Source organism: Chitinophaga dinghuensis (genome assembly GCF_003259435.1).
Lineage (GTDB): Bacteria > Bacteroidota > Bacteroidia > Chitinophagales > Chitinophagaceae > Chitinophaga > Chitinophaga dinghuensis.
The window spans coordinates 678,862-704,691 of record NZ_QLMA01000003.1; the positions used below are offsets into that span (position 1 = coordinate 678,862).

Below are 25,830 nucleotides of genomic sequence, written 5' to 3' on the forward strand. Positions count from 1 at the left end.
AAGATACTAATAACTCAGGGTTATACCGGCTCCAAAGCCCATGTCACTGTCATAATGCGTGGATAATGCAAAGTTTTTCGTGAATATATAACGGAACCCTGCCATGTATTCATAATCGGTGTTCACCATGAAGTTGAATCGAAGTCGCCTGGTGACAGGTACATCCTCCCTGGAGAGCTGTAAACGCAGCCTGCCTTCCGTATCCAGAGACGCATCTGCTACTATCAGCATCGGCAATGTATATTGTAAACCTACATGCAATACCTGCCTGAAATCTTTGGTGTTCTTTTGTCCGAATAAATTCTTCTCATGCTCATCCAGCTTACGATAGCGGACATCCCAGCCCACATATGGAAACAGCCATTGCATTTTACCTATATATCTACCAAAATGGCTCTCACTTTCATAGCCATGCCGGTCGTTCAGCCCGATTCTCCATTCTGTAGATAGCTGGTAGCGGGTGTTGGATAACCGTATCTCGCCATCGCTACCATTACTTTCTAATCCTACACGGCCCATCAGGTATAGCATGCGGTCATCTTTCTTAATCATTTTCCATCCATAACTCGGATCGGGTACTTGTGGGTTTGGGGGACTGTCTTCATAACTGAATACGCGTCCCATTCCACTCATCATATGATAGAGAATATGGCAATGGAAGAACCAGTCGCCACTCTCTGTGGCAGCAAATTCGATGGTGTCCACTTCCATAGGCATGATATCCAGTACGGTTTTCAGCGGGGAATAATCGCCTTGTCCGTTTAATACCCGGAAGAAATGCCCGTGTAAGTGCATCGGATGCCGCATCATGGTATTGTTATAGAGGATGATACGAACATTTTCTCCTTTGCGGATAAGTATTTTATCTGATTCAGAGACGGTTTTATTGTTGATGGTCCAAACGTATCTGTTCATATTACCAGTGAGTTCAAATTTGAATTCACGGGTGGGCGCATTGGCAGGCAAATTCGTTTTCTCTGGCGCACGCAGCATACCATAGTTGAGCGTAACAATGTCGCCGGATGCAGGCATGTTCATGTTTCCCATATCATGTCCGCTGTGATCTTCGTGGGCAGTGGGTTTGTTGTCTCCCCCTCCTGTAATTTCCGGATACATAACGGTATTCATATCCATGGTTTGGTTGGTCATTTGCATGCCACCGCTGGTATCCAGGTTGCCGTTCATTTGCATCATGTCGTTCATCATCTTCATGCCTTCGAAATACTTCAGCTTAGGGAGTGGCGCCATAGGCATATTCATGCCTTGTCCCAGCCAGAGCGAAGTGGAGCCGGTACGGTCTTCCGCAGTAGCGAGTAGTTGATAGCGCATGTTTTCAGGTATGGTGACAATAACATCATACGTTTCAGATACGCCAACGATTAAACGATCTACTTCCACGGGTGTAACATCTGCGCCATCGTTGGCTACTACAGCCATTTTACCACCAGAGAAATTTATCCAGAAGTAGGTAGACGAACTACCGTTGATGATACGGAGTCTTACTTTATCGCCCGCTTTCAGACCAGGCATACTGTCCGTCAGTTTGCCATTGGCGAGGAATTTTTCGTAGTACACATCGCTAACGTCCATGGCATTCATTCGTTTCCATTCGTTGGTGACTTTGGTACCAAAATGTTTATGCTTGATGGCCTCTGTATAGCTTTGTGTAGAACCCTTTTTAATAGCGAACCAATCATTCGCATTATGGAGGTAACGATTGACCTGATGCGGATGCATGTCTGTCCAATCGCTTAACAGCAGCACTTTTTCCGGCATGGTACTTTTTTCGCGTGGATGGAATACTAAGGAGCCATACATCCCGCTTTGTTCCTGGAACATGGTATGACTATGATACCAGTAGGTGCCGTGTTGTACGATTGGAAATTTGAATATATGAGTCTGACCCGCTTTGATAGGTTGGGTGGTCAGGTATGGTACGCCATCTTCCTGGTTGGGCAGGATAACGCCGTGCCAGTGAATGGAAGTTTCTGTTCCGAGTGTATTGTGTACGTAGATGAGGGCGGTATCGCCTTCTGTGAATTCGAGGGTAGGACCAGGAATGCCGCCATTGATGGTCAGTCCGTGCGCCATTTTTCCGGAATAGTGTACCATGGTATCGCCTACGTAAAGATCGTATCTGACAGTTTTGGGCGACTGTGCATAGAGCTGGCTGCCAATAACCATCAGGGTTATATATAAAAGAAATTGCTTCATAAAATAAATCTGTTGTTGCCCGGAGCGGGCAGGAAAACTACAGGTGAACAGATATACAACCCGTTCACCTGTATAAAAGTTGAAGGAAATATTATTGGATGGTATCAGCTACTTTTCCGCAAGTCAGCATTTGGTTGCCGAAGTATGGATTTTTCACTGCGCTGGAGTTGCTCAGCCAGGAAGCTTTTTTCATTGGGCAGTATTGCTGATAAACTGGCTGTTCAGAGAGTTTGGTAGATTTTGCGAGATCGTACATATCGGTGGAGAACTGTTTAAATTGTTCTCTTTGTTGTGCGATATCTTTTGCGGATGCGATCTGTTGTGCTTCTGCTACCAGTTTATCTTTCGCAGCGGCGATTGATTTATTGGCAGTTGCTTCGTCGGCCACTGCTTTAACGAATGCGTTGGCGGCAGTGCTGGCAGCGGAGCTATTACCACTGATGAGAGCGTCTTTTACGGCATAATACTGTGTGAGAATACCGGATTTATTTTGAGCGTTGGCTTTAGATAAAGAGAAAAGAACAGCGATGGCCAGAAATAATTTTTTCATAATTGTTGATTTGATATGATTTATTAAATGAAGTTAGATGTTGGGCCGTCTGTGACGGCGGGAATGGGTGAAGAGATGTCTGTCAAATCAAATCAAAAATCGCTGTATCTCTATACTAATATCCCTGACGGGCAATCCTAATGTATGGTTGGTTAAATATCGTTGAGAAATGTTTGGATGGAAAGCCTGGATATCCATATGATTATAAGTCTGGATATCGGGAGACACGTGTCCGGGAGCTGCAGCGATTTGCAGCGAAGCATCGAGTACCTTGTCGAGCATAGGCTGTTTCGCCATTTCATCAGAGCAGCAAGGGTCGGTGGCTGCGTGATGATGGTGAGTAGCCTTTGCTGTCAGCATGATGGCGGAGCAGGTAAAACCTGTCAGCAGGTGCAGGCTGAAGATCAGCAGTAGACTAAGGGCTTTTATGGTGTTGCTTCTTTTCATAATGATGGCTCAAAGATAGCACACGATAAAAGCCGGTTGTTTACATAATTGCGGATATGATTTATATAATTTTATTGCCGTTTATAGAGGGACATTAGCGGGAAGGCGGCGGATTTTCCTTTATTTCTGCCCGCTTCCTGGGGGTACATCCATCTGACAACGTCGCTTTGATAGAAGGTACCGTTGTCTGCGTCCAGTGCGGTGAGCCGGCCATGGTAGGCAGCGCCTGTGTCCAGGTTCCAGAGGTTATACAGATGCATGGGGAAGGTACAATCTGAGAACAGGGTAGGCGTATGGCCTATGAATACTTCTTTATAGAGAGCGAGTCGGGCCGGGCCATTGGGGCGCTTTGCCTGCCAGTAGTACTGCGTGTCTTCCCATAAACTGCGATCCCAATACAGCTGGTAGGCATTTTTTTCGTCTGTAACGCCTGTTGCTGCGGTATATCCGGCATGTACAAATAATCTGTTTTGCGGGTCGATGTAATAATTTCTCAGTTGTTGAAAGAAGTGGAGGTGTTGCTGGCGCAGATCATTGGGTAGTTGTTGGTAGCTATCGATGGTGGAGGCGCCGGAGTTTTTAATCCAGTTGGGATCTGCTTTGCCTGTTTCCAGCCATTGCTGGCAGTAAGCATCATGGTTGCCTCTGAGAAACACGCAGGAATAACTGTGTTGTAATTCAATGAGAAAGCTAATTACGCCAGCAGATTGTGACCAGCCATCTACATAATCGCCGAGGAAGATGAGGGTATCCAGGGGTTGGATACCGGCTTTGTGCAGTACTTGCTTCAATGCCTGTAATGCACCGTGAATATCGCCTATTACAATGGTTTTTGAAAGCATAGTGTCAGTTTTAAAGGTTATTGAGGTATAATAAAAATAACAAGGGGATATGATGCCAATGTTATGTGGGGAAGGAATAACCTTTTCTTCATATCAAGGTACGAAAAAAGCCGCCTCACTGAGTTGAGACGGCTATCGCAAACAAGGGTTACAAACAAAAACTGGTTGAAAGGCCGGTTTGGGTTCTCCTAAGTGTACTGTTTAAAAATCAGTTTATTATTTACCATTTAGGATTTTGTACCATCGCAGGATTACCATTCATTTCCGTAATTGGAATAGGCCAGAGGTAATCTCTGTCAGGGTTGAATACGCGTGTCTCCACTACCACTGGTTGTCCTGTGGCAGGGTTAATGGCGCCCATTGTAGGGCCGCTCAGTACTTCCGTACCAATTTTCCATCTGCGGATATCGAAGAGGCGGGTACCTTCAAATGCCAGTTCTACTTTACGTTCTCTTCTGTACAGTTCGCGGATTTTTTCCTGGGAATTATATATAGCGAGGTTTACATTTGGCATACCTGCGCGGTTACGGATTTTGTTGAGATATAATACTACATCCGGATTTTGCCAGTCGCCGGATTCTACCAGCGCTTCCACGTAGCTTAACAAGATTTCTGCATACCGGATAATCATGAAATTCAAAGTACCAGAGTTGTTTCTGGACACATCTTTTGCATCAACATATTTTCTTACCCAGTATCCGGTTTGAGTGGATTGTGCTGCGCCAATCTGGTCAATGGAAGTTGGTGAGAATGGATCCAGCAGTCTGTTTACGAAGGTCTGGCCAGGCACCAGTATACTAGCGACGAGGCGTGGATCACGATTGTTTTTATACAGCGGATTGGCCCAGTAATAGTTCAGACTGTCTTGCCCCAGTTCCTGTAAGGTTTTGCCCTGCAGGGTTTCGTAAGAATTGATCATGGAAGAGGTAGGGCCATTACAAGCCTGTCCGGAAAGGCTCTTTGGCGCCAGGCGGAAGAATGCGCCGGAATTTCCGGTGCGGCGGAACAGGATTCTTTCTTTGTTTTCCAGTGCATCATAGCTAAATAGCTGTGCATAGCTGTTTACGCCTGGCGTAGTGGAATAATGCAGATCATATACGTTGGAACTGATGATCTTTTTAGCATATTCTATCACTTTTGGGTAGTTCTTAATGCTCAGATAAAGCTGTACCTGCATAGCATTGCACGCTCCTTGTGTAATCCTGTAAGCATCGCTGCTAGGGTAGGAGGCGGGGAGAATTTCCGCTGCTTTATCCAGTTCTGTAGAGATGAAATTTACTACTTCTTCCTGGGTATTACGTGGAACGGAAGCACCTTCTGTTGGTGTCATACTATTCTGAACAATAGGTATTGGGCCAAAGAAAAGGAAGAGATTCAGGTGCGCTCTTGCACGCAAAGCTCTTGCTTCGGCTGCACGTTGTTCTTTTACCACTTTATCTTCCATATAGACCCTGGAATAGTTTTCCAGTATACGGGAGGCGTTACGGATATCTTTATAGTTCTGACGATAAGTATCGGAGAGATAACCATCTGTAGCAGTGACAGCCCCCAGCGGATAAGAAGCCCAACTACCAAAGTTCGCGCGAAACACGGATTCGTCGGTAATGCCGCTCATATGCATGCGGGCATTGGCCTGGTAAGTGTTAGAGGTGATGAGAGCTCCTGGAGACATCTGGTTGATATAGATTACTTCCAGATATTGGAAGAGATCATTTTCCAGACGCCACCATTTATCGTCCGTAGTCGCCTGCGGATTATCTCTTTGCAGGTAGTCTTTGGAGCAGCTGAAAAGCAGACTGGTAGCCAGCAGAGAAGTTAATATTTTTTTATGTAGATTTTTCATGACTCCGTTGTTTAGAATTTAAGATTAAGGCCCAATGTGTATGATTTCAGCAATGGCACTGTATTCTGGTCGCCGCCACTTTCCGGATCGAACATTTTCACTTTGGAGAAAGTGAATGCGTTCTGGGCATTAAAGTATACACGTAGCATTTTGGCTCTGATTCTTTTGGAGAGCGCATCAGGCAGCGTATAGCCCAATACAAGGTAACGGGCACGAAGGAACGCTCCGTTTACCCGCCAGAAATCGGAGAAGTTACCATTGGTACCTGGCGTAGGCGTCAGGCGAGGACGGGAAGCATTGGTGTTGGTGGGGGTCCAGTAGTCCAGCTGGGATTTCTGAGGCGTTCCACTTTCACCGCCGATGTTTAATGGAATAGAGAGATTACTGGTATAGAACAATGAATTACCGGATTGACCTGAGAAGAGACTTTGGAAATCAAAACCTTTGTATTTCAGTCCCAGATTGAAAAAGAATACGTCGGTTGGTTCCGTGTTTCCAAGAGGCACCCTGTCGAGGTTATTAATTACATCGTCCCCATTTGTATTGATGAAATGGATATCGCCGGCTTTCTGGCCATCGATCTTCATTACTTTCGGATTATCGATATCTGGTTGTTGCAGTAATCCCTGGGTTTTATAACCGTAGTATTCTTTCAGCCCGCCGCCAACATACAGGATAGTATTACCGTTGATGATAGGCTGGTCATTCACCAGTTTCAGGATAGTGGTTTTGTTTTTCGTATAGCCAACACCGACATCCAACGTTACATCTTTACCGACAATTTTATGCCAGCTGATTTTGATTTCTTCGCCTCTGTTTCTGACACTTCCCACATTGATTGGCGCTCCCTCATTTTTGGTTCCAATTCCTGTTCCAGATGTGAAGTTGGGATTGGGGATGATGATCATATCAGTAGTCAGCTTGTTGTACCAGTCGGCTGTGATCGTGAAGCCAGCTTTCAGGTGAATATCTGTACCGATATTTGTTTCTTTTACTTTTTCCCAGCTAATGTTGGGATTTCCGATAACAGTTTCAGTACCGTTACCAGCATCGATGGTACTTTGGTAAGAGAAGGGATCTATGTTATTATTACCGAGTGCGCCCCATGAGCCTCTGAGTTTCCAGGCATCTATGAAGGATACATTGAAGAAATCTTCTTTGTCGATATTCCATCCAACTGCAACAGATGGGAAATAGCCCCATTTATGACCAGCTCCGAACAGGGAGGAACCATCACGGCGCAGACCAGCTTCAAGGAGATATCGGTTGTCGTAGGTATAGAATGCTTTAGCAAAGATGGAGCGTAGGGCTACATCTTTCCAGGATTCGTAGGTGCGCAATTCCTGTGTGACACCTGCGATAGCATTGACAGTATGTTTTCCGAAATCGTGGTTATAGTCAAGATTACCACCAAAGTAAAGATAATTTTCTCTTGCAGTGAGGGTAGCAGACTTCACAGTATTATAAGGGGTGCCGCCGGTACGGTTGGTAAACCAGTCGAAGAAGATATAAGATTCCTGATCTGCTTTATCCAATCCGGAAGCTACCCGGTAGCTGGCTTGTCCTTTCAGGCTAAGGCCTGGCAGAATATTCCACTGTGGACGGATATTCAGCAATGCTTCATCGCGTGTTTTACCCAATTTTCCGCCTTTTTCCAGCATAGCGACTGGGTTCCAGCTTTCGCCATAGATTCCATAATACGTATAGCCGGGGTTTTCATCTTTATTCGGAAATTTGGCGATGATATTTGGCGGTACAGAATAAGTACGTTTATAGATATCTGTTGTCAGTCTGTTATTGGCATATGGTTGGTTTTGCAGGGTCCGCGATGCGAAGAGGTCCATATAGATAAAGAATTTCTTGGTCAGATCTACTGTTGTATTGGCGCGTACGGTAGTTCGACTGTAGTCGGAATTCTTAACATGTCCCTGTTGCCAGGTTTGGTTGATAGCCAGTGCAAAACGGGCAGCAGTGTTACCTCCAGATACTAATATAGCATGTTGTTGCAATGGAATGTTTTCACGCAGTACGAGCGAAGGCCAGTTGGTATTGGGGTATTTTACCGGATCAGTACCATTTTTGGTCATCAGAATAGTGGAGTCGGAATAGATAGGAGCCCCACCTGAATTGGCCATTGCTTCATTATTCATTCTCATCCAGGTAGCAGCATCCACGAAATCTGGCATATACTGTGGTCGCTGTACTCCATAATATCCATTGTATTCAATATTGGGAACACCAGCCACGCCGCGTTTGGTAGTAATGAGTATTACTCCGTTACCGCCGCGGGCGCCATACATGGAAGCAGAGGCGGCATCTTTTAGTACCGTAATACTTTCAACGGTATTGGGATCGAGGTTGTTCATATCGAAGGGGACGCCATCGACAAGTACCAGTGGAGAAGCATCTTTAATCGTACCAACGCCACGGATGCGTATATTTGCCTGGTCGCTACCTACAAGGCCGGTGGTTTGACTTACCTGAATACCAGTGGCTCCGCCTTGCAGCGCCTGTGATAATTGCATTACAGGCTTATCTTTTACATTATCCATGTTTACCGTACTAACGGAGCTGGCTATATTTTTTACTTTTTGTGTGCCGAAGCCAGTCACCACTACCTGATCAAGTGTTTTCAAATCTTCTTTCAGGGAGATGATCAGGGAAGCTTGCTCATCACGTACAATGTATTCCTGTGTTTTATATCCGATCATACTGATCACCAGCGTACTACCTTTTGTAACGTGTAGTTCAAATACGCCGTCTACGTCTGTTTTAGCGCCTTTGGTGGTGCCTTTTACGCCAACAGTTACGCCTACCAGAGGTCCGGGAGGGTCTTTGGCTTCCAGAACACGCCCCAAAATTCTGACAGTTTTTTCCTGTGGGGGCGCCACGGAGGGAAAGGATTCTACATTGATCTGTTTCTTTTTAACCACTACGGTTTTATCGATAATATCGTATACAAGTGGTTGATCTTTGAAACAGATGTCGAGCGCCTGTTTCAGCGGAGCTTCTTTCACTTGTATAGAAACGGGAGCTACCGCATTCAGCTCCTGTTCTTCATATACCACATAGACGCCTGCTTGTTTGGCGATTTTTTTCAGAACAGATTTTAGTTGTTCATTTTTTGCGGTGATGGTAATGCTTTGTGAGATGCCGGTGGCATAGACATTCATCAATGCCAGCAGCATAAATAATGAGGTAAGACGCATAATCCGGAAGATTTTTATACGTTTTTCATAATCGCGCTTTGGAGCAATCGATTGCACTTTCAAGCACGACAATGCATGTGGCTTTCCATTGGAGGAAGCCTCTTTGGATAAATTTAGATGCATACATCAGTGGAATTTGGTGATATACTATAGTTGATTATTACATTGGATTCGTTTACGCATAGATCAGGTTTTAAAACAGTACGGATGCGGATGGGCGGCCATCCTGTAATTGAATTGGTGTTGTTTATTTTGGTTGTTTATTAAATCGTATTACTTCGTTACAGATAGAATTGTTAGTTTTCTATTCGTTAATTGACAATGAATATTATATAGTTCCAGAATTTTCAAAACGTCGTTCAGGTTCATATCGCGGCCTATCTGACCACCGAATTTCTTGGCGGCAACCAATTGTGCGGGTGCTGCTACTTCTATTTCGATGTCATACCAGCGGGATAATTGTCTCAGAAATGCCGGCAGGTCGGTATTTTCCAGTTCGAAGTGCCCGTTGCGCCAGGCCAATACTTTATCCAGGTTGGCTGGTTGTACTTCCATTGTTCTGTTGCCGGTATGGAGGATCGTTTGTTGGCCAGGATGGAGCAGTTGGTTGTTGTCTCCCTGTTTTACTTTTACCGCGCCGGACACCAAGGTGGTGTTAATCGTTGTTTCATCCTGATAAGCCATTACATCGAAGGAGGTGCCTAGTACCTGCACTTCCATATCGTGTACTTTCACAATAAAAGGTTGGTCTGCGTTGGCTGCGATATCGAAATAGGCTTGTCCTTCCAGTTCCACTATTCGTTTATTCGTAAACGTTACCGGGTATTTCAGGGACGATGCGGCGTTGAGCCATACATGGCTGCCATCAGGCAATACCACTTGAAATACTCCACCACGAGGCGTTTCCAACTTGTTGAATGTAGGCACATGACTGGCAATAGCGCTATATTGTAATTGTCCTTTCTGTTGACGTATATGCGTGGTGTTAGTATTTATTTCCTGGCTGGCGGTATCATTCAATGCAATTTTGGAACCATCCGCGAGGGTGAGCACTGCCTTATTGGAAGCAGGTGAAATATTTTTGGTGGCGACAGCAGCAGGAGGCGGAACCGGCTGCTGACGGAGTATGGGAATAGTCAGACCGATACCTGTAGCCACTGCGGCTGCAGCCCACCAATATTTTTTATTGGATCGTTTTAAAGGAATTACAGTAGCCGCTCCCGATTCGGTGCTGGCCTGAATATGTTCCCACATGCGACGGGAGGTGCCTTCCGGCAGCGGATTTCCTTCTGCCAGGTGTTCTCTGAACATTGCGGCCGCTACATCCTGCAGCTCGCTGGCATCCGTCCTTTCCAGGTAGGCTTTCAGCCACAGCTCTTCTTCTTCCGTACGAGGTACCGAAGAAAGAATTTCCTGTAGTTTTTGTAAATCATTTTTCAAACGAGGAATTGTCTTGTTTTATATATGTATACAACGGGATATAAAAAAAGGGGGGGTAGGAAGAAAAAAATTTTTTAGAAAAGATAAATTAGCAGGAGCATCATAGTGGTATCGACGATCATATTTTTGCTCACATATTCCCGGATGCTGTGCATCACTTCACCCAGGTATTCTTTAACGGTATAACGGGAAATGCCCATCATTTGTGAGGTTTCCTCATAAGTGCGGCCTTCCATTTTGCAGAGTTGGAATACTCTTTTTTTCTGTGGGGAAAGCTGACTGATAGCGGCTTCCAATACCTGCCATCGGGTTTCCAACAGCAGGAGGTCTTCCTCGCTGGCTTGTAATTCGGCAGCAGCGGCAGTTTTACTTTTCTCCCGGAGTTTTTTCTTCAGACTATTGAGCGCCCGGTTGAAAGTAACGGTAAACAGCCAGGGGCCCAGTGGACGCTCTGTGTCTATTTCCTGACGTTTCTCCCAGAGTATAATAAATGCTTCCTGGATGATATCTTCTGTTTCAGAGGTGGATTGAAGAATCTGGAATGTTTTGCGGTAAAGGGCATGGTGATATCTGTCGTACAACGATTTAAACGCTGACTGACAGCCAGCGGACAAACTCAATAAGAGTTGCTTTTCATGGTGGAAATCGACAGTGTTGATCAATAACTGGAATCTTGGTTGATACTCCCAAAGTAATCAAAAAGTGAGATATCAACCTGATACTGAATTGATAAATGCTGATATTGAATTGAGCGAAAGTGGTCTTCCTCCAAAATAATAACCGGGCAAAAAGGCTTAACAGGTTTTTACGTATCGCTCTATCCAACTGAGCTACCCCGGTTTCCCGGGAGTGGGACTCGAACCCACCACCTATACAGTCACGAAGTATCCCGTTAATACGGCACCGGTTATCAAGAAGGTGATTATTGCAGGGCGGTAATTAGTCTATCAGACAAGGATTGTGATAATTGATTACCAACTGCCAATATGTAGGAACGTTAACAATTAGGCAAAAATCGTGTTGAGTGCTTATTTCTGTAACCTATTTACGAAGTAACTCATCACTACGGCACCAATTGCTAATAATTTTGGGTGTTCCACAATGAAATAAAATCAACAACCAGGCAAAAAGCATAACAGGAATCATTGCTCTACCAACTGAGCTACACCGGTTGCCCGATGGCAGGACTCGAACCTGCGACCCATGTACCGAAGTATCCCATTATTACGGCACCAGTTGTTATTTCTTTTGATAAAACGGCTGGGCAAGAAGCGTAATAAGCCTTTTTGGCTCAGCACTCTAAACCCCTGAGTTACATTGGTTTCCCAATGACGGGATTTGAACCCGCGACTTCTGAGGGACGAAGTATCTCACTACTACGGCACCAACCGTTTTATCAAAGTAAATATTTTTCCTAACCAGAAAGATCAATATATTGACAACCAGGCAAAAGACGGAATGAGCCTGTAACGTCCATTGCTCTACCAACTGAGCTACAACGGTTTCCCGAAGGCGGGGATCGAACCTGCGACACATAAATCGAAGTAACTCATTACTACGGCACTGGGTGTCAAAGAATGTAAAGGTATAACAATAATAAATAAACGAAATCACAAGGCAACTAACGCATGGGAACTGTTTCCGGCTCATTACACTGGCTATACCAGGTAAAGGCGAGGACTCGAACCTCCTTTACGGCACCAAAGAAGTAACCCATTACTACGGCACTTGTGATAAATTTGATAAAGTGGTAAGGCAAATGGCGCAACGAGGCTTTTTTTATACCAGCGCTCTACCAATTAAGCAACAACCGGTTTCCCGGAAGACAGGACTCGAACCTGTACTAATGATTCCGAAGTAACTCACTACTACGGCACTTACCACTTTATCAAATGGAATGTTATTCAGGGAAAACAAACCAGATGATTATAATTGAATGGCGGATATATGTGTTAAAGCATTTTCTCCATTGTCGATGGCTTCCATCACTTCAAAAACTTTGTCGCTCCATCCTGCAATCAGGTGAACGTCGTTCTCCTGGATATTGAGCGGACTATGACCCAATCCTGCCAGATCGAACAGGTAAAGCTTTGCAGCAGGGAATAGTTGTTTATATTTCGTCCATGCCTGTTTCAATGCATTGGTAGTTGGCGAGTGTTGTGTGCTCCACATCTGACAGTCTGTGAAGAACATGATCTTATCCGCCTGATATTTGCGTTGTATCAGATCTTCCAGTACGAGATGTGCGTTGGTGCTGTATCCAACTTCCCCTTCTCTTTTATAAAAAGCATCTACGTTAGAGAGTATACTTTTCCCTGGCAGGTTGACCACTTTCCAGGAATCTCCGAACATACCGCTGATAACGTGCTCGCATTTGGACTGCAACATCATTCCCAACATCAGTCCGATATCATATGCCAGCACTTTACTGCGGGCGGAAACAGGGCGTTGCATGGAACCGGAAACGTCGCAGGCAATGACTACACGGGTGTTGGACTTGAACCCTTTCAGGTGCTCAATGCTGATATGCAGCGCGGCCTCCAGGGATTCCATTATTTTCCCTGTCATCCCATGTTGTACTTCCCGCAGTTCGCGGTAAGCGGCCAGGTATCGGAAAGGCAATTGTTTAGATTGCCTCACAGCTGCCGGATTAGAAAGTACATCGCATACATCTTGTATATGCTCCTTCCCAATTTCGGCTTCCAGCATATTGCGCAGGTTACGCATCATGGCCATATAACCCAGTTCCTGACTTTCTATCAATGCCTCCCAGGTTCCACGGAAAGCACGTTTTTTATCTTCCTCAGTGGCATATTTCACCTGTCCCGCAGCAGAAAGCTGCGTTTCCCAGGTATATGGCGTAGCCAGTTCCTGCTTGGCTATTCTATTAAACAATTCCTGCTGTGCTTCATCTTTCGCCTTCGGATGTACGAGGAACAGGGCATCTCTTAAAGTGATGGCTGTTTTGCGATCGTATTTCCCGAACTGGTATTCATCGAAACGGTTGAAGGCAGTAGACAACCCTTTCTGCACCTGCTTGCTCAGCTTATGCAGTTTTTTCGTCTCTTTCCTTTCATTGGCCATGGTGTAGTATGCCAGTAACTCGGTAATTTCATCTGCACGTTTTACTACTCTGCCTACTGTCTGGCTCACCAGGTTATCCCCGCTGTGTTTTTTTGCCAGTTCTACTGCCAGTACCATAGGGATACTGCGCATGTACATTTTTTCACGGGCATATACTGCCAGCTTTGCGATGAATGACGGATCTACTTGCTCCATCATATGGCGGATACGATCCAGTTTCTCTGTTCCTTTTTCATAGAACTGATCGCTCAATGAAGCAGTTACCACGGTGGTATACAGCTCCATTTCCGGGGTCAGCTTAAATGCCGTATGACCTTCATGGTTAGTTGTTAACTGTGTGCCGCGTTTGAGAAAATTGAATTTCATATCCTTTAATTTTATTCGCTGTGATTAACATTACAAAGATGCATGTGCACCTACGCAGTCTTTCTGCGCAGTTCAAAAAATCTTTGATTTTTTTTCTTTCTTGATAAAAATGTTGACAAAGTAATCAGGCAAAAGGCGCGTCAGGGCGGATTTCTACGACATTTTACCAATTAAACTATTCCACAAGGTGGAAGCAGGGATTGAACCTGCATCTCCGACTTGGAGCGAAGTAACCCTATGCTACGGCACTGATTACTTTGTCAACAACAATATTTTAATACCAACCATCTGACTATCTCAGATGGGATAAAATAAAACGGCCGGGCAAAAGTTATAGTAAGGCGCCTCATTGCTCTACCATCCTGAGCTCATCACCGGTTTCCCGGAGACAGGAATTGAACCTGCGATAGATGAGAACGCATTATCTCACTATTGGGCGCCGACCGCTTATTTCGATTTATTTCTTTAGGTAACAAACCAGATGACTATAATAGAATGGCGGAAATATCTGTGAATGCTGACAACCTGTTGTCAAGGATCTCCATCATTTCAACTATTTTTTCATTCTTTCCTGCTAAAGCGTATACATCTTCCTCTATCACCTCAAACCTGCTTTCACCTTTAAGACTGTAATTAAACAGATACAACTTAGCAGTAGGGAACAGCTGCTTATAGGCTGTCCAGGCTTGTCGGAAGGCCATGCTCCCCGGATGTTGTTCCGTATTCCATAGTTGGGTATAGGTGAACAGCATGATTTTGTCTGCCTTATATTTTCTCTTTACCAGTTCTTCCAGTACCAGATGCCCATTTGCGTTATATCCGGCCCGATTGTAAGCTGTTATTACAGGAATAAGGTCGGGCGTTATATCATTTCGATACAAATCCGCTATTTCCAGGGTTCTGCCCAATATGCCACATTGCACCTCCTCATATTTGTATTGTAATAACTTATACAGTAGAGGACGAAGCTGGTAATTCCAGATACTATGATAGGTGGTAATTGGCAGCTTATGAAGTGGCCGTATGTCATAGGCGTAAACCACTGATGTACTGGTATTCCGTCCTTTGGGCGCTTCCTGCCATATCTTCTTCGCTGCGGAAAGCTTTTCTTTCCGATTCCCTGTTCGGGGCAGTTCCTGCCGGGCTATTTTATTAAATAGCGCCTGTTGTTCTGCATTCTTAGGTTTGGGATGCACCAGCAATAAGGCGTCCCGTAAGGATTTAGTTACACTGCGACTTAGCTGTGTGCACTCACACTCACTAATATTATTGAATGCAATAGCTAATCCTTTCTGCACCTGCTTACTCAGCCCTTTCTTATCATTCAATATCCTGTAACAGGCCAGGAACTCCATCATTTCATCCGGCCCCTGTATTACCCGGGATATTATTTTACTCACAAGTCCATCTCCACGATGAATTCTGTCCAGCGCTACTGCCAGCACCATAGCCATCCTGCGCAGGCGCAGGTTATTCCGGCAATAGACTGCCAGCTTGGCCACAAATTCAGGGCTGGTTTGCTCCATCAAACTACTGATCTCCACCAGCATTGCAGTATTCTTATTATGAAACAGATTGTCCAGTGAGATAGTAGCCACCCTGTTGTATAACGCTACTTCCGGAGCAGGACTATACGGCGTATATCCTTTATCGTTAGTGTTGTTTTCCAGGTAATGGGCGTTCATCTCTTTAATATTTGTTTCGTTTGATTGACAATACAAAGATGCAAACAGAACTGCGCAGTCTTTTTGCGCAGTTGAAAATATTTTTTAATTTCAAGGAAAATATTGTTGAAATGCCCGTTAACCGTAATGCCCTGATAAGATATAAAGCGATAGACACGTGCCTGAGAAACCGCCGTAGACGCTGGACTTTAGAAGATTTGATCGAAAAAGTTTCCGAAACGCTGTACGACTACGAAGGCATGGAGAAGGGGATTAGTCGCCGTACCATCCAAAGTGATATCCAGGTGATGCGCAGTGATAAACTGGGTTATAATGCCCCTATTATCATTGTAGAGAAGAAATTCTATACTTATGAAGACCCGAACTATAGTATCACCAATATCCCTCTCAGCGATGCCGATCTGTCCCGCATGACAGAAGCGGTAGAAGTACTGAAGCAGTTTAAAGGTTTTTCCCACTTTGAACACCTCAACGGCGTAGTACAAAAGCTGGAAGGCCACATATATGCATCTGCGCACAATCAGCATACCATTATTGATTTCGAGAAAAATGAGAACCTGCGCGGGTTGAGCCACCTGAACATCATCTATGATGCCATTGTGCATGAATATGTTCTGGAGATCAATTATCAGTCATTTACCGCGAAGGCGCCCTCTTTGATCTCTTTCAATGGCTGGTGGCTGAAAGAATACAAGAATCGCTGGTTTGTAGTAGGTAGCAAGACTGGCTTTAATTCCGTGACCTCTCTGGCATTGGACCGAATCCATGAAGTGAAAGCGAACAAGGAGGCGCTCTATGAAAAAAGTAAGTTGGGCCTCACGCCGGAACAGTTTTATGAACACGTTGTTGGCGCTACCGTCAATGAGATGCGTCCAAAACGGATACTGATTAAGGTAAGGGGAGAGCATGTTCCTTATGTAGCCACCAAACCGTTGCATGCCAGTCAGAAAATCATTGAGACCGGCGATAAATACATGATTATTGAAATGCGGCTGATTCCGAACTTCGAGCTGGAGCGGGAAATCCTGGGCTATGGTCCCGGAATGGAAGTGATCCAGCCGGAAGGACTGCGGAAGAGACTGGCCGAGAAAACACGGGAGGCTTCCCGTCTGTACTCAGCGGAATAGCTTAAATTTAGGAAGCCAAAACATCCAGTTATGTTACCTTCCGAATTTGACTTCAATACCTCGTTGAACCAGTCGCCCGCCCTGGTGGATTTCAATGCATTTACGACCAACCGGATGCTGAAAGATACCCTCCATGCCTACGGTGCTGATTGGGCGCATCCAGCAGCCTTAAAATTCGGAGAACTGACCGGGAGTGCCGCCATGCAGCAGGCAGGCGCATTGGCGAATAAGCACCTTCCCCAATTACATACGCATGATCGCTTTGGGAATCGCCTGGATAGGGTGGAATTCCATCCTGCCTATCATGAAATGATGGCGCTCTCCATTCAGGCGGGCGTACATTCTATCCCCTGGACTACTGATAAATATGGTGGCTACCTGGCGCATAGTGCGCTTTCTTTCCTTAAACAACAAGTGGATGAAGGCGTTTCCTGTCCGCTTACTATGACATTCGCAGTGGTACCATCATTACAAATCAACCCTGCTATTGCGGCCGATTGGATACCAAGGGTTACCTCTAACGAATACGATGCCCGTTTTATTCCCTGGTTTGAAAAAAGCGGCGTTACCTTCGGAATGGCCATGACAGAGCCTCAAGGCGGCAGCGATGTACGTAGTAATATTACCACCGCCGTCCATGCAGAAAACGGCATCTATAAAATCACCGGTCGTAAATGGTTCTGCAGCGCGCCTATGAGCGATGCATTCCTGGTACTGGCACAAGCGCCTAAAGGATTGAGTTGCTTTCTCGTTCCCCGATTCACCCGCGATGGCATAAAAAATAAATTGTATTTCCAGCGATTAAAAGATAAACTGGGCAATAAATCCAATGCCTCTGCCGAAGTGGAGTTCCATGAAGCCTGGGGAGAATTGATTGGCGAAGAGGGAAGAGGAGTGGCCAGTATTATGGAGATGGTAAGGCATACGCGACTGGATTGTGCTGTCGGTTCTGCCGCTACTATGCACAGAGCTGTCGCAGAAGCCATCCACCACTGTCACTTTAGGCAGGCATTCGGGAAAAAACTATCCGATCAGCCCCTCATGCGGAATGTATTGGCGGATCTGGCACTGGAATCTATTGCTGCTACCACCCTCGCTATGCGTATCGCGAAAGGGTTTGATGATGCCAGACAAAATGAAGAGGCGCAACATTTTATTCGTATAGCCACTGCCGTTGGTAAGTTCTGGAACACCAAAAGAGCGGTACTCGTACTTGGAGAAGCCATGGAATGCCTCGGTGGCAACGGTTATGTAGAGGAGTCCGTGTTACCGCGATTATACCGCGATGTTCCTGTCAATGCTATATGGGAAGGTTCCGGAAATATCCAGGCGCTGGATATACTGCGAGCCATGCAGAAAGAACCTGCCAGCCTGGAAGCAATTCTCCATTACCTGAAAAATGGAATGGGAAATCATAGCCTGCTAGACCGGCATCTCCATAATACCGCCCAATTACTCACGGGTAACCCACCAGAACAACAGGCAAGAGCAATAGCGGAGGCTGTTGCATTGGCTATTCAGGCTACTGAACTCATCCGGGTGGCGCCAGCGCCGGTGGCCACACTCTTCTGTGATATACGCCTGGCGGAACACAGGTCCCTTACTTGGGGCGCTTTACCGGAAACGCCGGTAAATATCCTGGAACAGACCATCCATCAAGCCTTTGAACCCGGTGTTTAAACGTACATTCCGGTAAATTTTTGTTGGTTTAAACATTTTGGAATTATAGGCTGTTGATTAACTATCAAAATTATCTATTTGTCCCCCAACCCGTGCTGTACTTTCTGAGCAACAAATAGCAACATCCCTAAACGATAGCTGAAGTCCTTTCATAATAAAGTCGTGCCAGAACTGGCGGCCTTTATTTTTTTTGTGTTGCTGGTAGGGAAAAGGATTGACAGTGACCTCAAAAAGTTAAGCCACCGTGCAGTGCTGCGCACGACTATTTATGTTTTCTCTAACAATTTTTTCGATAACATTGCAGTGTGACATTCATTATTTAAAACGAAATAGATAGCATTGAGAAAAATCCTATTGACCTGTGTATCGGCTTCCTTCCTGTGTTTTAGCTGTATTTATTATGCTCCTCATACCCGCACCAATCAGACCGCTGGATTTAATAGTACAGAGCATGTAAAAGGTTCGTACCAGATAGCTTTTGGTGAGAGAAAGCGAAAGAAAGCCATTCACCCAAGTATGAATTTTATAGAAGCAGTAAAGAATTATCGGGTGAAGAATAATCATTTTCCGCAAGATTTATGGAACCTGGAAAATGACTGTGATTACAATCGTACCGCCTTCCGTACGATGAGAGAAATTGGTTTTACCAGTCTTTCGATTGAGTACATTTACCTGGACTCCATGGTAATTGCCTTCCAGCATGATCCGGTTAAAATGCCGTATATGGATGGGAAGAAAGGAGACCCTATAGGAATGGTTTCCACGGGTAAATTTATTTTTACCTATAACAGGGATTCCTCGTCTTTCATGTATAATAGAATGATGGATTAAAAAGTCATTTATTGAGGTAGGGGGTAGCTATTCTTTTTCGGCGTCAGGTGGATTACATGTGAAATACATTGAACTTATGACCATCAGGGTCCGAGAATACGAAGCCATAATAACCCTTTCCAAATTCCACTGGCTGGGAGATTAATGTTCCACCTGCTTTTTTTACCTCTTCTGCCCATACATTTACTTCTTCTTTTGTATCGGCACTAAGTGTAAAGATGATTTCATTTCCAACTTTCGAATCGATGATAGGTCCTTCCATGGCAGGTTCCAGTATATCCTTCAGAAAGAAGTGGATGATGAAATTATCATCGCCAAAGAAGAAGCTTGTCAGTTGGTCTGATGCGCCATTATGTTTAAATCCCAGTTGCTGATAGAATTGTGTGGTACGGTCTAAATCCCGAACACCGAAGTTCGCCCAGATTTTCTTTGTTTTCATGACGAAGCAATTTATGGTGAATAGAGTGTTACTATTTACCTAAAGATAGCCAATAAGCATGGCATAGTAACGGGATCAGATCGATTATTTTTGTCAGGGTTTAAGTATAATGTCAGTGTGGTCGTGTTAGTGTAGTTGCTCCAGAACTGCTTTTCCATGGCTGTTCTGCGGGTTCAGTTCCACTGATTTACGGTACATCTTTTCAGCGGCCGGTTGTTGACCATCTTTTAACAAAGCTTCCCCATAACTGTCATACACATTCCAACTGTCGGGATACAGATAGGTATTCAATTGAAAAATGGCCAACGCATTTTTCAATTTTCCCTGCGCCATCATTCTGTAGGCCCAATCGTTTAAATCATTTTCTCCTGGCTGAAAGGCGGGAATGGATTTTTTTGCCTGCTGGTATATTTCCATGGCATGGCTGTATCCAACTGTATCCAGTTTCATCCGAAGGTAGGTAACCGGATCAGATAGGGGAATGGCGGGGTTAAAGACACCGGCTATTTCGTCTATAAAATCTTCGGGAGTGCCACCATTGAGGTTTGTGAGTACTACAATCCCCAGGTGATCTTCCGGATAAACGAAGAATGCGGAGCGGGCGCCTCCGGTGGCTATTATAGCGGCATGTGCTGGTCGGGGTTTAGTCACCCACCCAAGCGCCCACTGCGTTGGCTGACCGTTGTTGTAGCTGCCGGCAGTCCACAATGTTTTCAATGCAGGGGCGTTGAGTAGTTGTCCTCTTTGCAGCGCAGCAATCCAGCTGGCTAATTCATGCGCAGTACTTTTCAGTCCGGCCGCAGCACGCCGGTATGGGGCAAACTCTTCGTAATTTTTAATCAATTTTGCGGTTGGTAGTTTCTCTCCGTAGAGATAACGGGCATATATATACGTATCTGCGCTATGCGGAATAACGCTGAAGAAATCGCCGGATACCGTATATTTCATCCCGGCAGGACGGAACTGTTGCTGTTGGAAAAACTCCAGGAACGGCATGCCGGAATATTTGTCGATAATTTTTCCCAATAAGGCATAGTTCGTTTGATTATAGCTAAACTGAGTGCCTGTAGGGAAATCCATCGGCTTAGCCATCACCTGCTGCCAGGCCTGCTTCTCATTACTAACATCTTTTAATTGCAATACATCGGGAAGTCCGGATACATGCGTGAGCAACTGCCGAATAGTAACTGGTTGCCAGTTGGCAGGAAGACTGTCCAGGTAACGACCTACAGGAGCCTGTAAATCAATTTTGCCCGCCTGTACCAATTGCATGATAGCTACGCCGGTAAAAGCTTTCGTACAGGAATTAATAGAAAATAAAGTGCTGTCAGTTACAGGGATATTCTGTTCAATATTCGCAATGCCGTAGTTTCTTTCCAGTATGATCTTCCCATCCTTTACTACTGCCAATTGTACGCCTGGAATTCTGCGTGACTGCATTTCCCGGCGAATGATTGCATCTACCTTATCCTGTTGCGCTATCAGGCTGCCAATATGTAGAAAAAGTAGTATGATTAAAGTAGATAACTGTTTCATGTCAGGGTATATGCACTAAAGACACCGCCCTAAGCAAATGGTTGCATGACATCCAAAGAATAAAACATTTATCTGTAATGGCTCAGCGCCGTTTTATATAAAAACGGCGCTGAGAAGGGTTTTCATAGGTAACATTATTTTATATCCCAAATACCGGCGCTTCTTTCCAGCTCTACTAATGCAGACGCATAAGCGAACATCGCCTGATAATAGCTTTGCTGAAGATCGTTATAAGTACGTTGTGCATTGAGTACATCCAATAATGGGGTATCGCCTCTTTTATAGCTGTAAATTTTCCCATCCAGGATTTGTTGCGCTGCTGTCAGCAAGCCTTCCTGGAATTGCTTCACTTGCTTATGTGCATTGATGTAACTAAAATAGGCCTGCGTTACTTCTGTGCTGATCTGTAATTTTACTTGCTCCTCCTGTGTTGCGGCCTGTTGAATACCATAACGCGCAGCTTTTAGCTCTCCTTTATAATGATTGGAAAACTTCAACGGAATAGAAATGCCGGCATTCACACTTTTATATGCCGGCGTAGGTGCGGTCTCGTTAGTAGACTCTCCATTGCTTTGTATGCCTGCATTGATGCCCAGATCAATTTTACGGTTGGCTTTCACCAGCTGTAAATTTTTCTCTGCTGCCAGTTTTGCGTTTTGCGCTGCTACTGCATCTGCACGATTTGCTTGTGCATCTGCGATGAGGTTGGGCAGTGGGAAGACGCGTTCCATATTATACGGCAGATTTTCAGGCATGGGCAGCGTATCGGCGCGACTACTTCCCAGTTGGTTGTTAAGGGCAGCCAGCGCTGTTTTCCAGGCGGCTTCTCCCGCAAAGTAATCGTTCAGCATACTGCCGGCTTCCAGGTTGGATTGCTTGGCATCTATCTCTGTGATGGCGCCCGATTTAAAGCGAATGGCGTCTGCGTCAGCAATCTTTTTCATGGAATGGTAAGAATCCAACTGCACCTTCATAAGGTTGTATTGCTGAATGGCGTTGAAATAAGCCAGGGTGGCGTCTGCACGCAGGTTACGATAATAATCGGCCAGCAATGCTTTACTGGTGGCTGCTTCGCTACGGGCCAGTCCTATTCTTGCATTGCGTTTACCGCCCAGTTCCAGGGTGGTACTGATACCGGCACTCCAGCCATGTCCCAACTGCAGCGCACGGTTCTGATTATCAAACAGCCCTCCGCTCAATTCCGGATCGGGAAAGACCTTTGCACTTTCTATAGCGGCTTCTGATATACTGACGTTGTATTTTTCAGCAGCGTATCCCAGGTTTTTAGTGGCCACCTGATGGAGGTACTGCTCCAGAGGTATTCGTATAGTCGGAAACGTTGTATCTACCTGTGCATGGACGGTCATAATGCCCGTGCATAGCATGACTGAAAGAGAAATTATTCTGATAAATATGCGCATGTCAATTTTTTTATCCTTTTACGTAATCATCCTTTCCCCAGCGATTTTCCACCAGGTAGTAGATGGCAGGCAATACCAGTAAGGTGATGGCGGTGGCTACAAATAACCCATAAACGATTACAGTTGCCAGCGGCCTTTGTACATCCGATCCTATACCGGTGGCCAGTGATGCGGGGAGTAGGCCCAACGCTGCTACAGAGGCGGTCATCAATACAGGACGGAATCTGTTCTTAGTTCCTGATAATACTGCCTGCATCAATGGATATCCTTCTTTCCGGAGGTCGTTGAAATGGGAGATGAGTATCACACCATTCTGGATGGCTACACCAAACAAAGCGATGAAACCTACTGCGGAGGATACATTCAAGGTCATGCCACGTACATTGAGCGCCAGCATGCCGCCGAATAATGCCAGTGGTACGATAGACAAGATCATTCCTGCCTGACGGAATCTGCCGAAAGCGCCATACAGCAGCAGGAACATAATGGCCAATGCCAGCGGAACAATGAAGGTGAGTCGCGCATAAGCCCTGTGCTGATTTTCAAACTGTCCGCCCCACTGTATGCGATAACGTTGATGGTCATACGAAACCTCTTTTTCTATTCTGGATTGCGCTTCCTGGAGGAAGGTAGTGAGGTCTGTACCGCGCAGGTTCAGTTTTACGGTCAGGTGTCGTTTGTTCATCTCGCGGGTGATGGTGCTCTCGCCAGTAGCCATGCGGATATTCGCTACCTGAGATAATGGTATTTTCACACCGCTGGCGGCTGTCAGCATCAGGTTGCTGATTTTATCTGCAGAATTTCTTTCCGACTCGCTGTACCTGCATATGACATCGTATACTTTATTGCCGACGAATATCTGGGAGACAGCCTTTCCTCCAATGGCCACTTCAATCAATTCGGTAACATCGCTTACGTTGATGCCGTATCTGCTCAGAGCATCTCTGTTGACAGATACCTGGAGCTGTGGCAGTGGCGGTTCCTGGTCTATTGCCACATCGGCGGCGCCATGAATAGAACGGATCACTGCCGCTGTTTTCTCCGCAATATTGCGGGTAGAGGCAAAGTCGTCTCCATAAATCTTCACTACCAGCTCACTATGCGCACCTGCAATTTTATCCATTACACCATCAATCATAGGCTGACTAAATCCTACAGTATAGCCTGGCATACTGGCGTACTCTTTGGCCAGATCTGCAATCAAATCACTCTTTGTTCTGCCGTTTTTCCATTCGGAGTAAGGGCGCAAACCAACGCTGCACTCAAAGTGAGAAGCCGTCCATGGATCAGTACCATCATCATTTCTGCCGGCTTGCACCATCATGTAGGTCACTTCTTTATGACGCAGGGTACGGGCACGCAGCGTATCGCTCATCTCCCTGGACTTCGCCAGCGAAATGCCTGGCGGTAACTGTACCTGTAACCAGATAGAACCTTCATCCAAGGGTGGCAGGAAGTCCTTACCTACAGTAGCACTGAATAAGATAGCGCCAGCAAAGGCAAAGGCTACAGGCCAGAACACGATTTTTGGCTTACGCATAATCGCATTAGTCAACCCTTCATACTTCGCAGTTAACCATTCCAACCATTTGTTATGGTAGATTTTTACTGGCTTGCGATAAGCGGCAAAAGCGAGTCCTGGTATCAATAGCAGGGCTACTGCCAATGCGCCCAGCAATGCATATCCTACGGTGAAAGCCATCGGGGTAAACAGCTTTTTTTCCACTCTTTCGAAAGAGAAGAGGGGCAGATAGGCAGTGATGATGATAATAGTGGCGAACAAAACAGGTTTGGCTACGGAAGCGGCTATCTTCGCCACAGAAGGCTCTTCTAGCATATGCTCCGCATCGCCTTCTCTTTTCTTCAGGATGGTTTCTAACATCACAATTGCGCCATCCACGATGATTCCGAAATCCACTGCACCCAGAGAAAGCAGGTTCGCAGGAATATTGGTGAAATGCATCAGTATGAATGCAATCAACAAAGAAAGCGGAATAGTGATCGCTACAATCAAAGCCCCGCGCCAGCTTCCGAGGAATACGATCAGCACAATCAATACCAATCCCATTCCTTCCAGGAGGGTGTGACTTACAGTATGTAAAGTGGTGTCGATCAGCGTGGTTCTGTCCAGGTACGGACGAATGGTTACGCCTGGTGGTAGCAGATGGCTATTCAGGTCGTCCACAGCTTCGTGTATGCCTTCCAGTACGTTGGAAGGGTTCTGGCCTTTCAGCAGTAATACAATCCCTTCAATGCTTTCAGAATAATCCACTTTATGATCGGTGTATCCGAGAATGCCTTTGCGTTCCAGCTCTCCGAGTTTTACGGTGCCCACATCCTGGAGCAATACAGGGACGCCATTGACAGAACGAATCACAATGCTGCCAAGTCCTTCCAGGTTTTTCACGAGGCCAATACCGCGTACTACATAGCCGAGATCGCCCTGTGTGAGCACGCTACCGCCGGCGTTGGCATTGTTATTATTAATAGCCGTTTGTATATCGGAGAGGGACACCTTGAACTGTTCCAATTTTTTGGGATCTAGCTCAATTTGGTACTGGGTGGTGATACCTCCGAAATTGGTGACATCTGCTATGCCGGAAACTTGTTTGATTCTCGGAATGATGGTCCAGTTTTGCAGGTCGGTGAGTTCGCGCAAGCTGTGATTCTTGCTCTCAATGATATAGCGGTAAATTTCGCCAACAGGAGAGGTAAGAGGGTCCAGTCCTGGTTTGGCGCTATATGGGAGATCCAGGTCATTTAATCTTTCGTTTATGCGTTGACGTGCCCAGTAGTCTTCCGTTCCATCTTTAAACACGATGGTCACTACGGAGAGACCGAATGTACTTTTGCTACGCATGACAGACAGGCCAGGCATGCCATTGAGGGCGCGTTCAACAGGAATGGTTATTTGTTGTTCCATTTCCTCTGCTGCGAGTCCGGGTACCTGGGTTACCACTTGAGAAGTGACATCTGCAATATCAGGGTATGCTTCTACAGCCAGTTGTTTCCAGGAATAGTATCCGAAGATAGCCAGTAGCAGAAATAAGGCCAGGAACAACCATCGTTTGCCGATGGCGGTATTTATAATTTTCTTCATGAGAGTTTGCTTTGAA

17 protein-coding genes are annotated in these 25,830 nt (G+C 45.6%); 3 read left to right on the plus strand and 14 right to left on the minus strand.

Annotated features, from left to right (window positions below; genetic code table 11):
- Nucleotides 1-6: 6 nt before the first annotated feature.
- The 10 genes from CLV59_RS11915 to CLV59_RS11960 form a co-directional block, all read right to left on the minus strand.
- Nucleotides 7-2,214 (minus strand): multicopper oxidase domain-containing protein, encoded by a 2,208-nt coding sequence (locus tag CLV59_RS11915; RefSeq protein ID WP_111592252.1) that lies wholly within the window; start codon nucleotides 2,212-2,214, stop codon nucleotides 7-9.
- A gap of 91 nt (nucleotides 2,215-2,305) precedes the next feature.
- The gene (locus CLV59_RS11920; RefSeq protein ID WP_111592253.1) at nucleotides 2,306-2,764 is read right to left on the minus strand and encodes a DUF3347 domain-containing protein; all 459 of its coding nucleotides are present in this window, start codon (nucleotides 2,762-2,764) and stop codon (nucleotides 2,306-2,308) included.
- Between the two features lie 87 nt (nucleotides 2,765-2,851).
- Nucleotides 2,852-3,211: a hypothetical protein gene (locus tag CLV59_RS11925; protein ID WP_111592254.1), complete on the minus strand. Its 360-nt coding sequence runs from the start codon at nucleotides 3,209-3,211 to the stop codon at nucleotides 2,852-2,854.
- A gap of 71 nt (nucleotides 3,212-3,282) precedes the next feature.
- The gene (locus tag CLV59_RS11930) at nucleotides 3,283-4,053 is read right to left on the minus strand and encodes a metallophosphoesterase family protein (RefSeq protein ID WP_111592255.1); all 771 of its coding nucleotides are present in this window, start codon (nucleotides 4,051-4,053) and stop codon (nucleotides 3,283-3,285) included.
- A 220-nt stretch (nucleotides 4,054-4,273) separates the two neighbouring features.
- Nucleotides 4,274-5,896, minus strand: coding sequence for a RagB/SusD family nutrient uptake outer membrane protein (locus CLV59_RS11935; RefSeq protein ID WP_111592256.1), 1,623 nt, complete (start codon nucleotides 5,894-5,896; stop codon nucleotides 4,274-4,276).
- An 11-nt stretch (nucleotides 5,897-5,907) separates the two neighbouring features.
- Entirely contained in the window at nucleotides 5,908-9,228 is a 3,321-nt protein-coding gene (locus CLV59_RS11940) for a TonB-dependent receptor (protein WP_111592257.1), read from the minus strand.
- Nucleotides 9,229-9,378: 150 nt separating this feature from the next.
- A complete protein-coding gene (locus tag CLV59_RS11945) occupies nucleotides 9,379-10,545 on the minus strand; it encodes a FecR family protein (protein ID WP_111592258.1) in 1,167 nt (388 codons plus the stop codon).
- Nucleotides 10,546-10,619: 74 nt separating this feature from the next.
- Nucleotides 10,620-11,207: an RNA polymerase sigma factor gene (locus CLV59_RS11950; RefSeq protein ID WP_111592259.1), complete on the minus strand. Its 588-nt coding sequence runs from the start codon at nucleotides 11,205-11,207 to the stop codon at nucleotides 10,620-10,622.
- A gap of 1,264 nt (nucleotides 11,208-12,471) precedes the next feature.
- On the minus strand, nucleotides 12,472-13,995 hold the full coding sequence (locus CLV59_RS11955; protein ID WP_111592260.1) for a TROVE domain-containing protein: 1,524 nt from the start codon (nucleotides 13,993-13,995) through the stop codon (nucleotides 12,472-12,474).
- Between the two features lie 485 nt (nucleotides 13,996-14,480).
- Nucleotides 14,481-15,680, minus strand: coding sequence for a TROVE domain-containing protein (locus CLV59_RS11960; protein ID WP_111592261.1), 1,200 nt, complete (start codon nucleotides 15,678-15,680; stop codon nucleotides 14,481-14,483).
- A gap of 38 nt (nucleotides 15,681-15,718) precedes the next feature.
- Between CLV59_RS11960 and CLV59_RS11965 the strand changes: the two genes are divergently transcribed.
- The 3 genes from CLV59_RS11965 (at nucleotide 15,719) to CLV59_RS11975 (ending at nucleotide 19,318) form a co-directional block, all read left to right on the plus strand.
- Nucleotides 15,719-16,807, plus strand: a complete 1,089-nt coding sequence (locus tag CLV59_RS11965) for a helix-turn-helix transcriptional regulator (protein WP_245950856.1) — start codon at nucleotides 15,719-15,721, stop codon at nucleotides 16,805-16,807.
- A 30-nt stretch (nucleotides 16,808-16,837) separates the two neighbouring features.
- Nucleotides 16,838-18,487 (plus strand): acyl-CoA dehydrogenase family protein, encoded by a 1,650-nt coding sequence (locus tag CLV59_RS11970; protein WP_111592262.1) that lies wholly within the window; start codon nucleotides 16,838-16,840, stop codon nucleotides 18,485-18,487.
- Nucleotides 18,488-19,003: 516 nt separating this feature from the next.
- Nucleotides 19,004-19,318 (plus strand): hypothetical protein, encoded by a 315-nt coding sequence (locus CLV59_RS11975; protein WP_146616173.1) that lies wholly within the window; start codon nucleotides 19,004-19,006, stop codon nucleotides 19,316-19,318.
- 52 nt (nucleotides 19,319-19,370) lie between these two features.
- Here CLV59_RS11975 and CLV59_RS11980 read toward each other — a convergent pair whose 3' ends face one another.
- The 4 genes from CLV59_RS11980 to CLV59_RS11995 all read right to left on the minus strand — a co-directional run bounded on the left by CLV59_RS11980 (nucleotide 19,371) and on the right by CLV59_RS11995 (nucleotide 25,814).
- Nucleotides 19,371-19,757, minus strand: coding sequence for a VOC family protein (locus CLV59_RS11980; RefSeq protein WP_111592264.1), 387 nt, complete (start codon nucleotides 19,755-19,757; stop codon nucleotides 19,371-19,373).
- Nucleotides 19,758-19,883: 126 nt separating this feature from the next.
- Nucleotides 19,884-21,293, minus strand: coding sequence for a serine hydrolase domain-containing protein (locus tag CLV59_RS11985; RefSeq protein ID WP_111592265.1), 1,410 nt, complete (start codon nucleotides 21,291-21,293; stop codon nucleotides 19,884-19,886).
- Between the two features lie 134 nt (nucleotides 21,294-21,427).
- On the minus strand, nucleotides 21,428-22,714 hold the full coding sequence (locus CLV59_RS11990) for a TolC family protein (RefSeq protein WP_111592266.1): 1,287 nt from the start codon (nucleotides 22,712-22,714) through the stop codon (nucleotides 21,428-21,430).
- A gap of 10 nt (nucleotides 22,715-22,724) precedes the next feature.
- Complete coding sequence (locus tag CLV59_RS11995) at nucleotides 22,725-25,814, minus strand: efflux RND transporter permease subunit (protein ID WP_111592267.1); 3,090 nt, start codon at nucleotides 25,812-25,814, stop codon at nucleotides 22,725-22,727.
- Between the last annotated feature and the right edge of the window lie 16 nt (nucleotides 25,815-25,830).

Excerpts from the sequence above, each read along its gene's own strand:
- CLV59_RS11955 (WP_111592260.1), bottom strand. The coding sequence starts at position 13,995 with ATGAAATTCAATTTTCTCAAACGCGGCACACAGTTAACAACTAACCAT.
- CLV59_RS11960 (WP_111592261.1), bottom strand. The coding sequence starts at position 15,680 with ATGAACGCCCATTACCTGGAAAACAACACTAACGATAAAGGATATACG.
- CLV59_RS11930 (WP_111592255.1), bottom strand. The coding sequence starts at position 4,053 with ATGCTTTCAAAAACCATTGTAATAGGCGATATTCACGGTGCATTACAG.
- CLV59_RS11925 (WP_111592254.1), bottom strand. The coding sequence starts at position 3,211 with ATGAAAAGAAGCAACACCATAAAAGCCCTTAGTCTACTGCTGATCTTC.
- CLV59_RS11965 (WP_245950856.1), top strand. The coding sequence starts at position 15,719 with ATGCAAACAGAACTGCGCAGTCTTTTTGCGCAGTTGAAAATATTTTTT.
- CLV59_RS11975 (WP_146616173.1), top strand. The coding sequence starts at position 19,004 with ATGAATTTTATAGAAGCAGTAAAGAATTATCGGGTGAAGAATAATCAT.
- CLV59_RS11920 (WP_111592253.1), bottom strand. The coding sequence starts at position 2,764 with ATGAAAAAATTATTTCTGGCCATCGCTGTTCTTTTCTCTTTATCTAAA.
- CLV59_RS11970 (WP_111592262.1), top strand. The coding sequence starts at position 16,838 with ATGTTACCTTCCGAATTTGACTTCAATACCTCGTTGAACCAGTCGCCC.
- CLV59_RS11985 (WP_111592265.1), bottom strand. The coding sequence starts at position 21,293 with ATGAAACAGTTATCTACTTTAATCATACTACTTTTTCTACATATTGGC.
- CLV59_RS11990 (WP_111592266.1), bottom strand. The coding sequence starts at position 22,714 with ATGCGCATATTTATCAGAATAATTTCTCTTTCAGTCATGCTATGCACG.
- CLV59_RS11995 (WP_111592267.1), bottom strand. The coding sequence starts at position 25,814 with ATGAAGAAAATTATAAATACCGCCATCGGCAAACGATGGTTGTTCCTG.
- CLV59_RS11940 (WP_111592257.1), bottom strand. The coding sequence starts at position 9,228 with ATGCATCTAAATTTATCCAAAGAGGCTTCCTCCAATGGAAAGCCACAT.
- CLV59_RS11935 (WP_111592256.1), bottom strand. The coding sequence starts at position 5,896 with ATGAAAAATCTACATAAAAAAATATTAACTTCTCTGCTGGCTACCAGT.
- CLV59_RS11980 (WP_111592264.1), bottom strand. The coding sequence starts at position 19,757 with ATGAAAACAAAGAAAATCTGGGCGAACTTCGGTGTTCGGGATTTAGAC.
- CLV59_RS11915 (WP_111592252.1), bottom strand. The coding sequence starts at position 2,214 with ATGAAGCAATTTCTTTTATATATAACCCTGATGGTTATTGGCAGCCAG.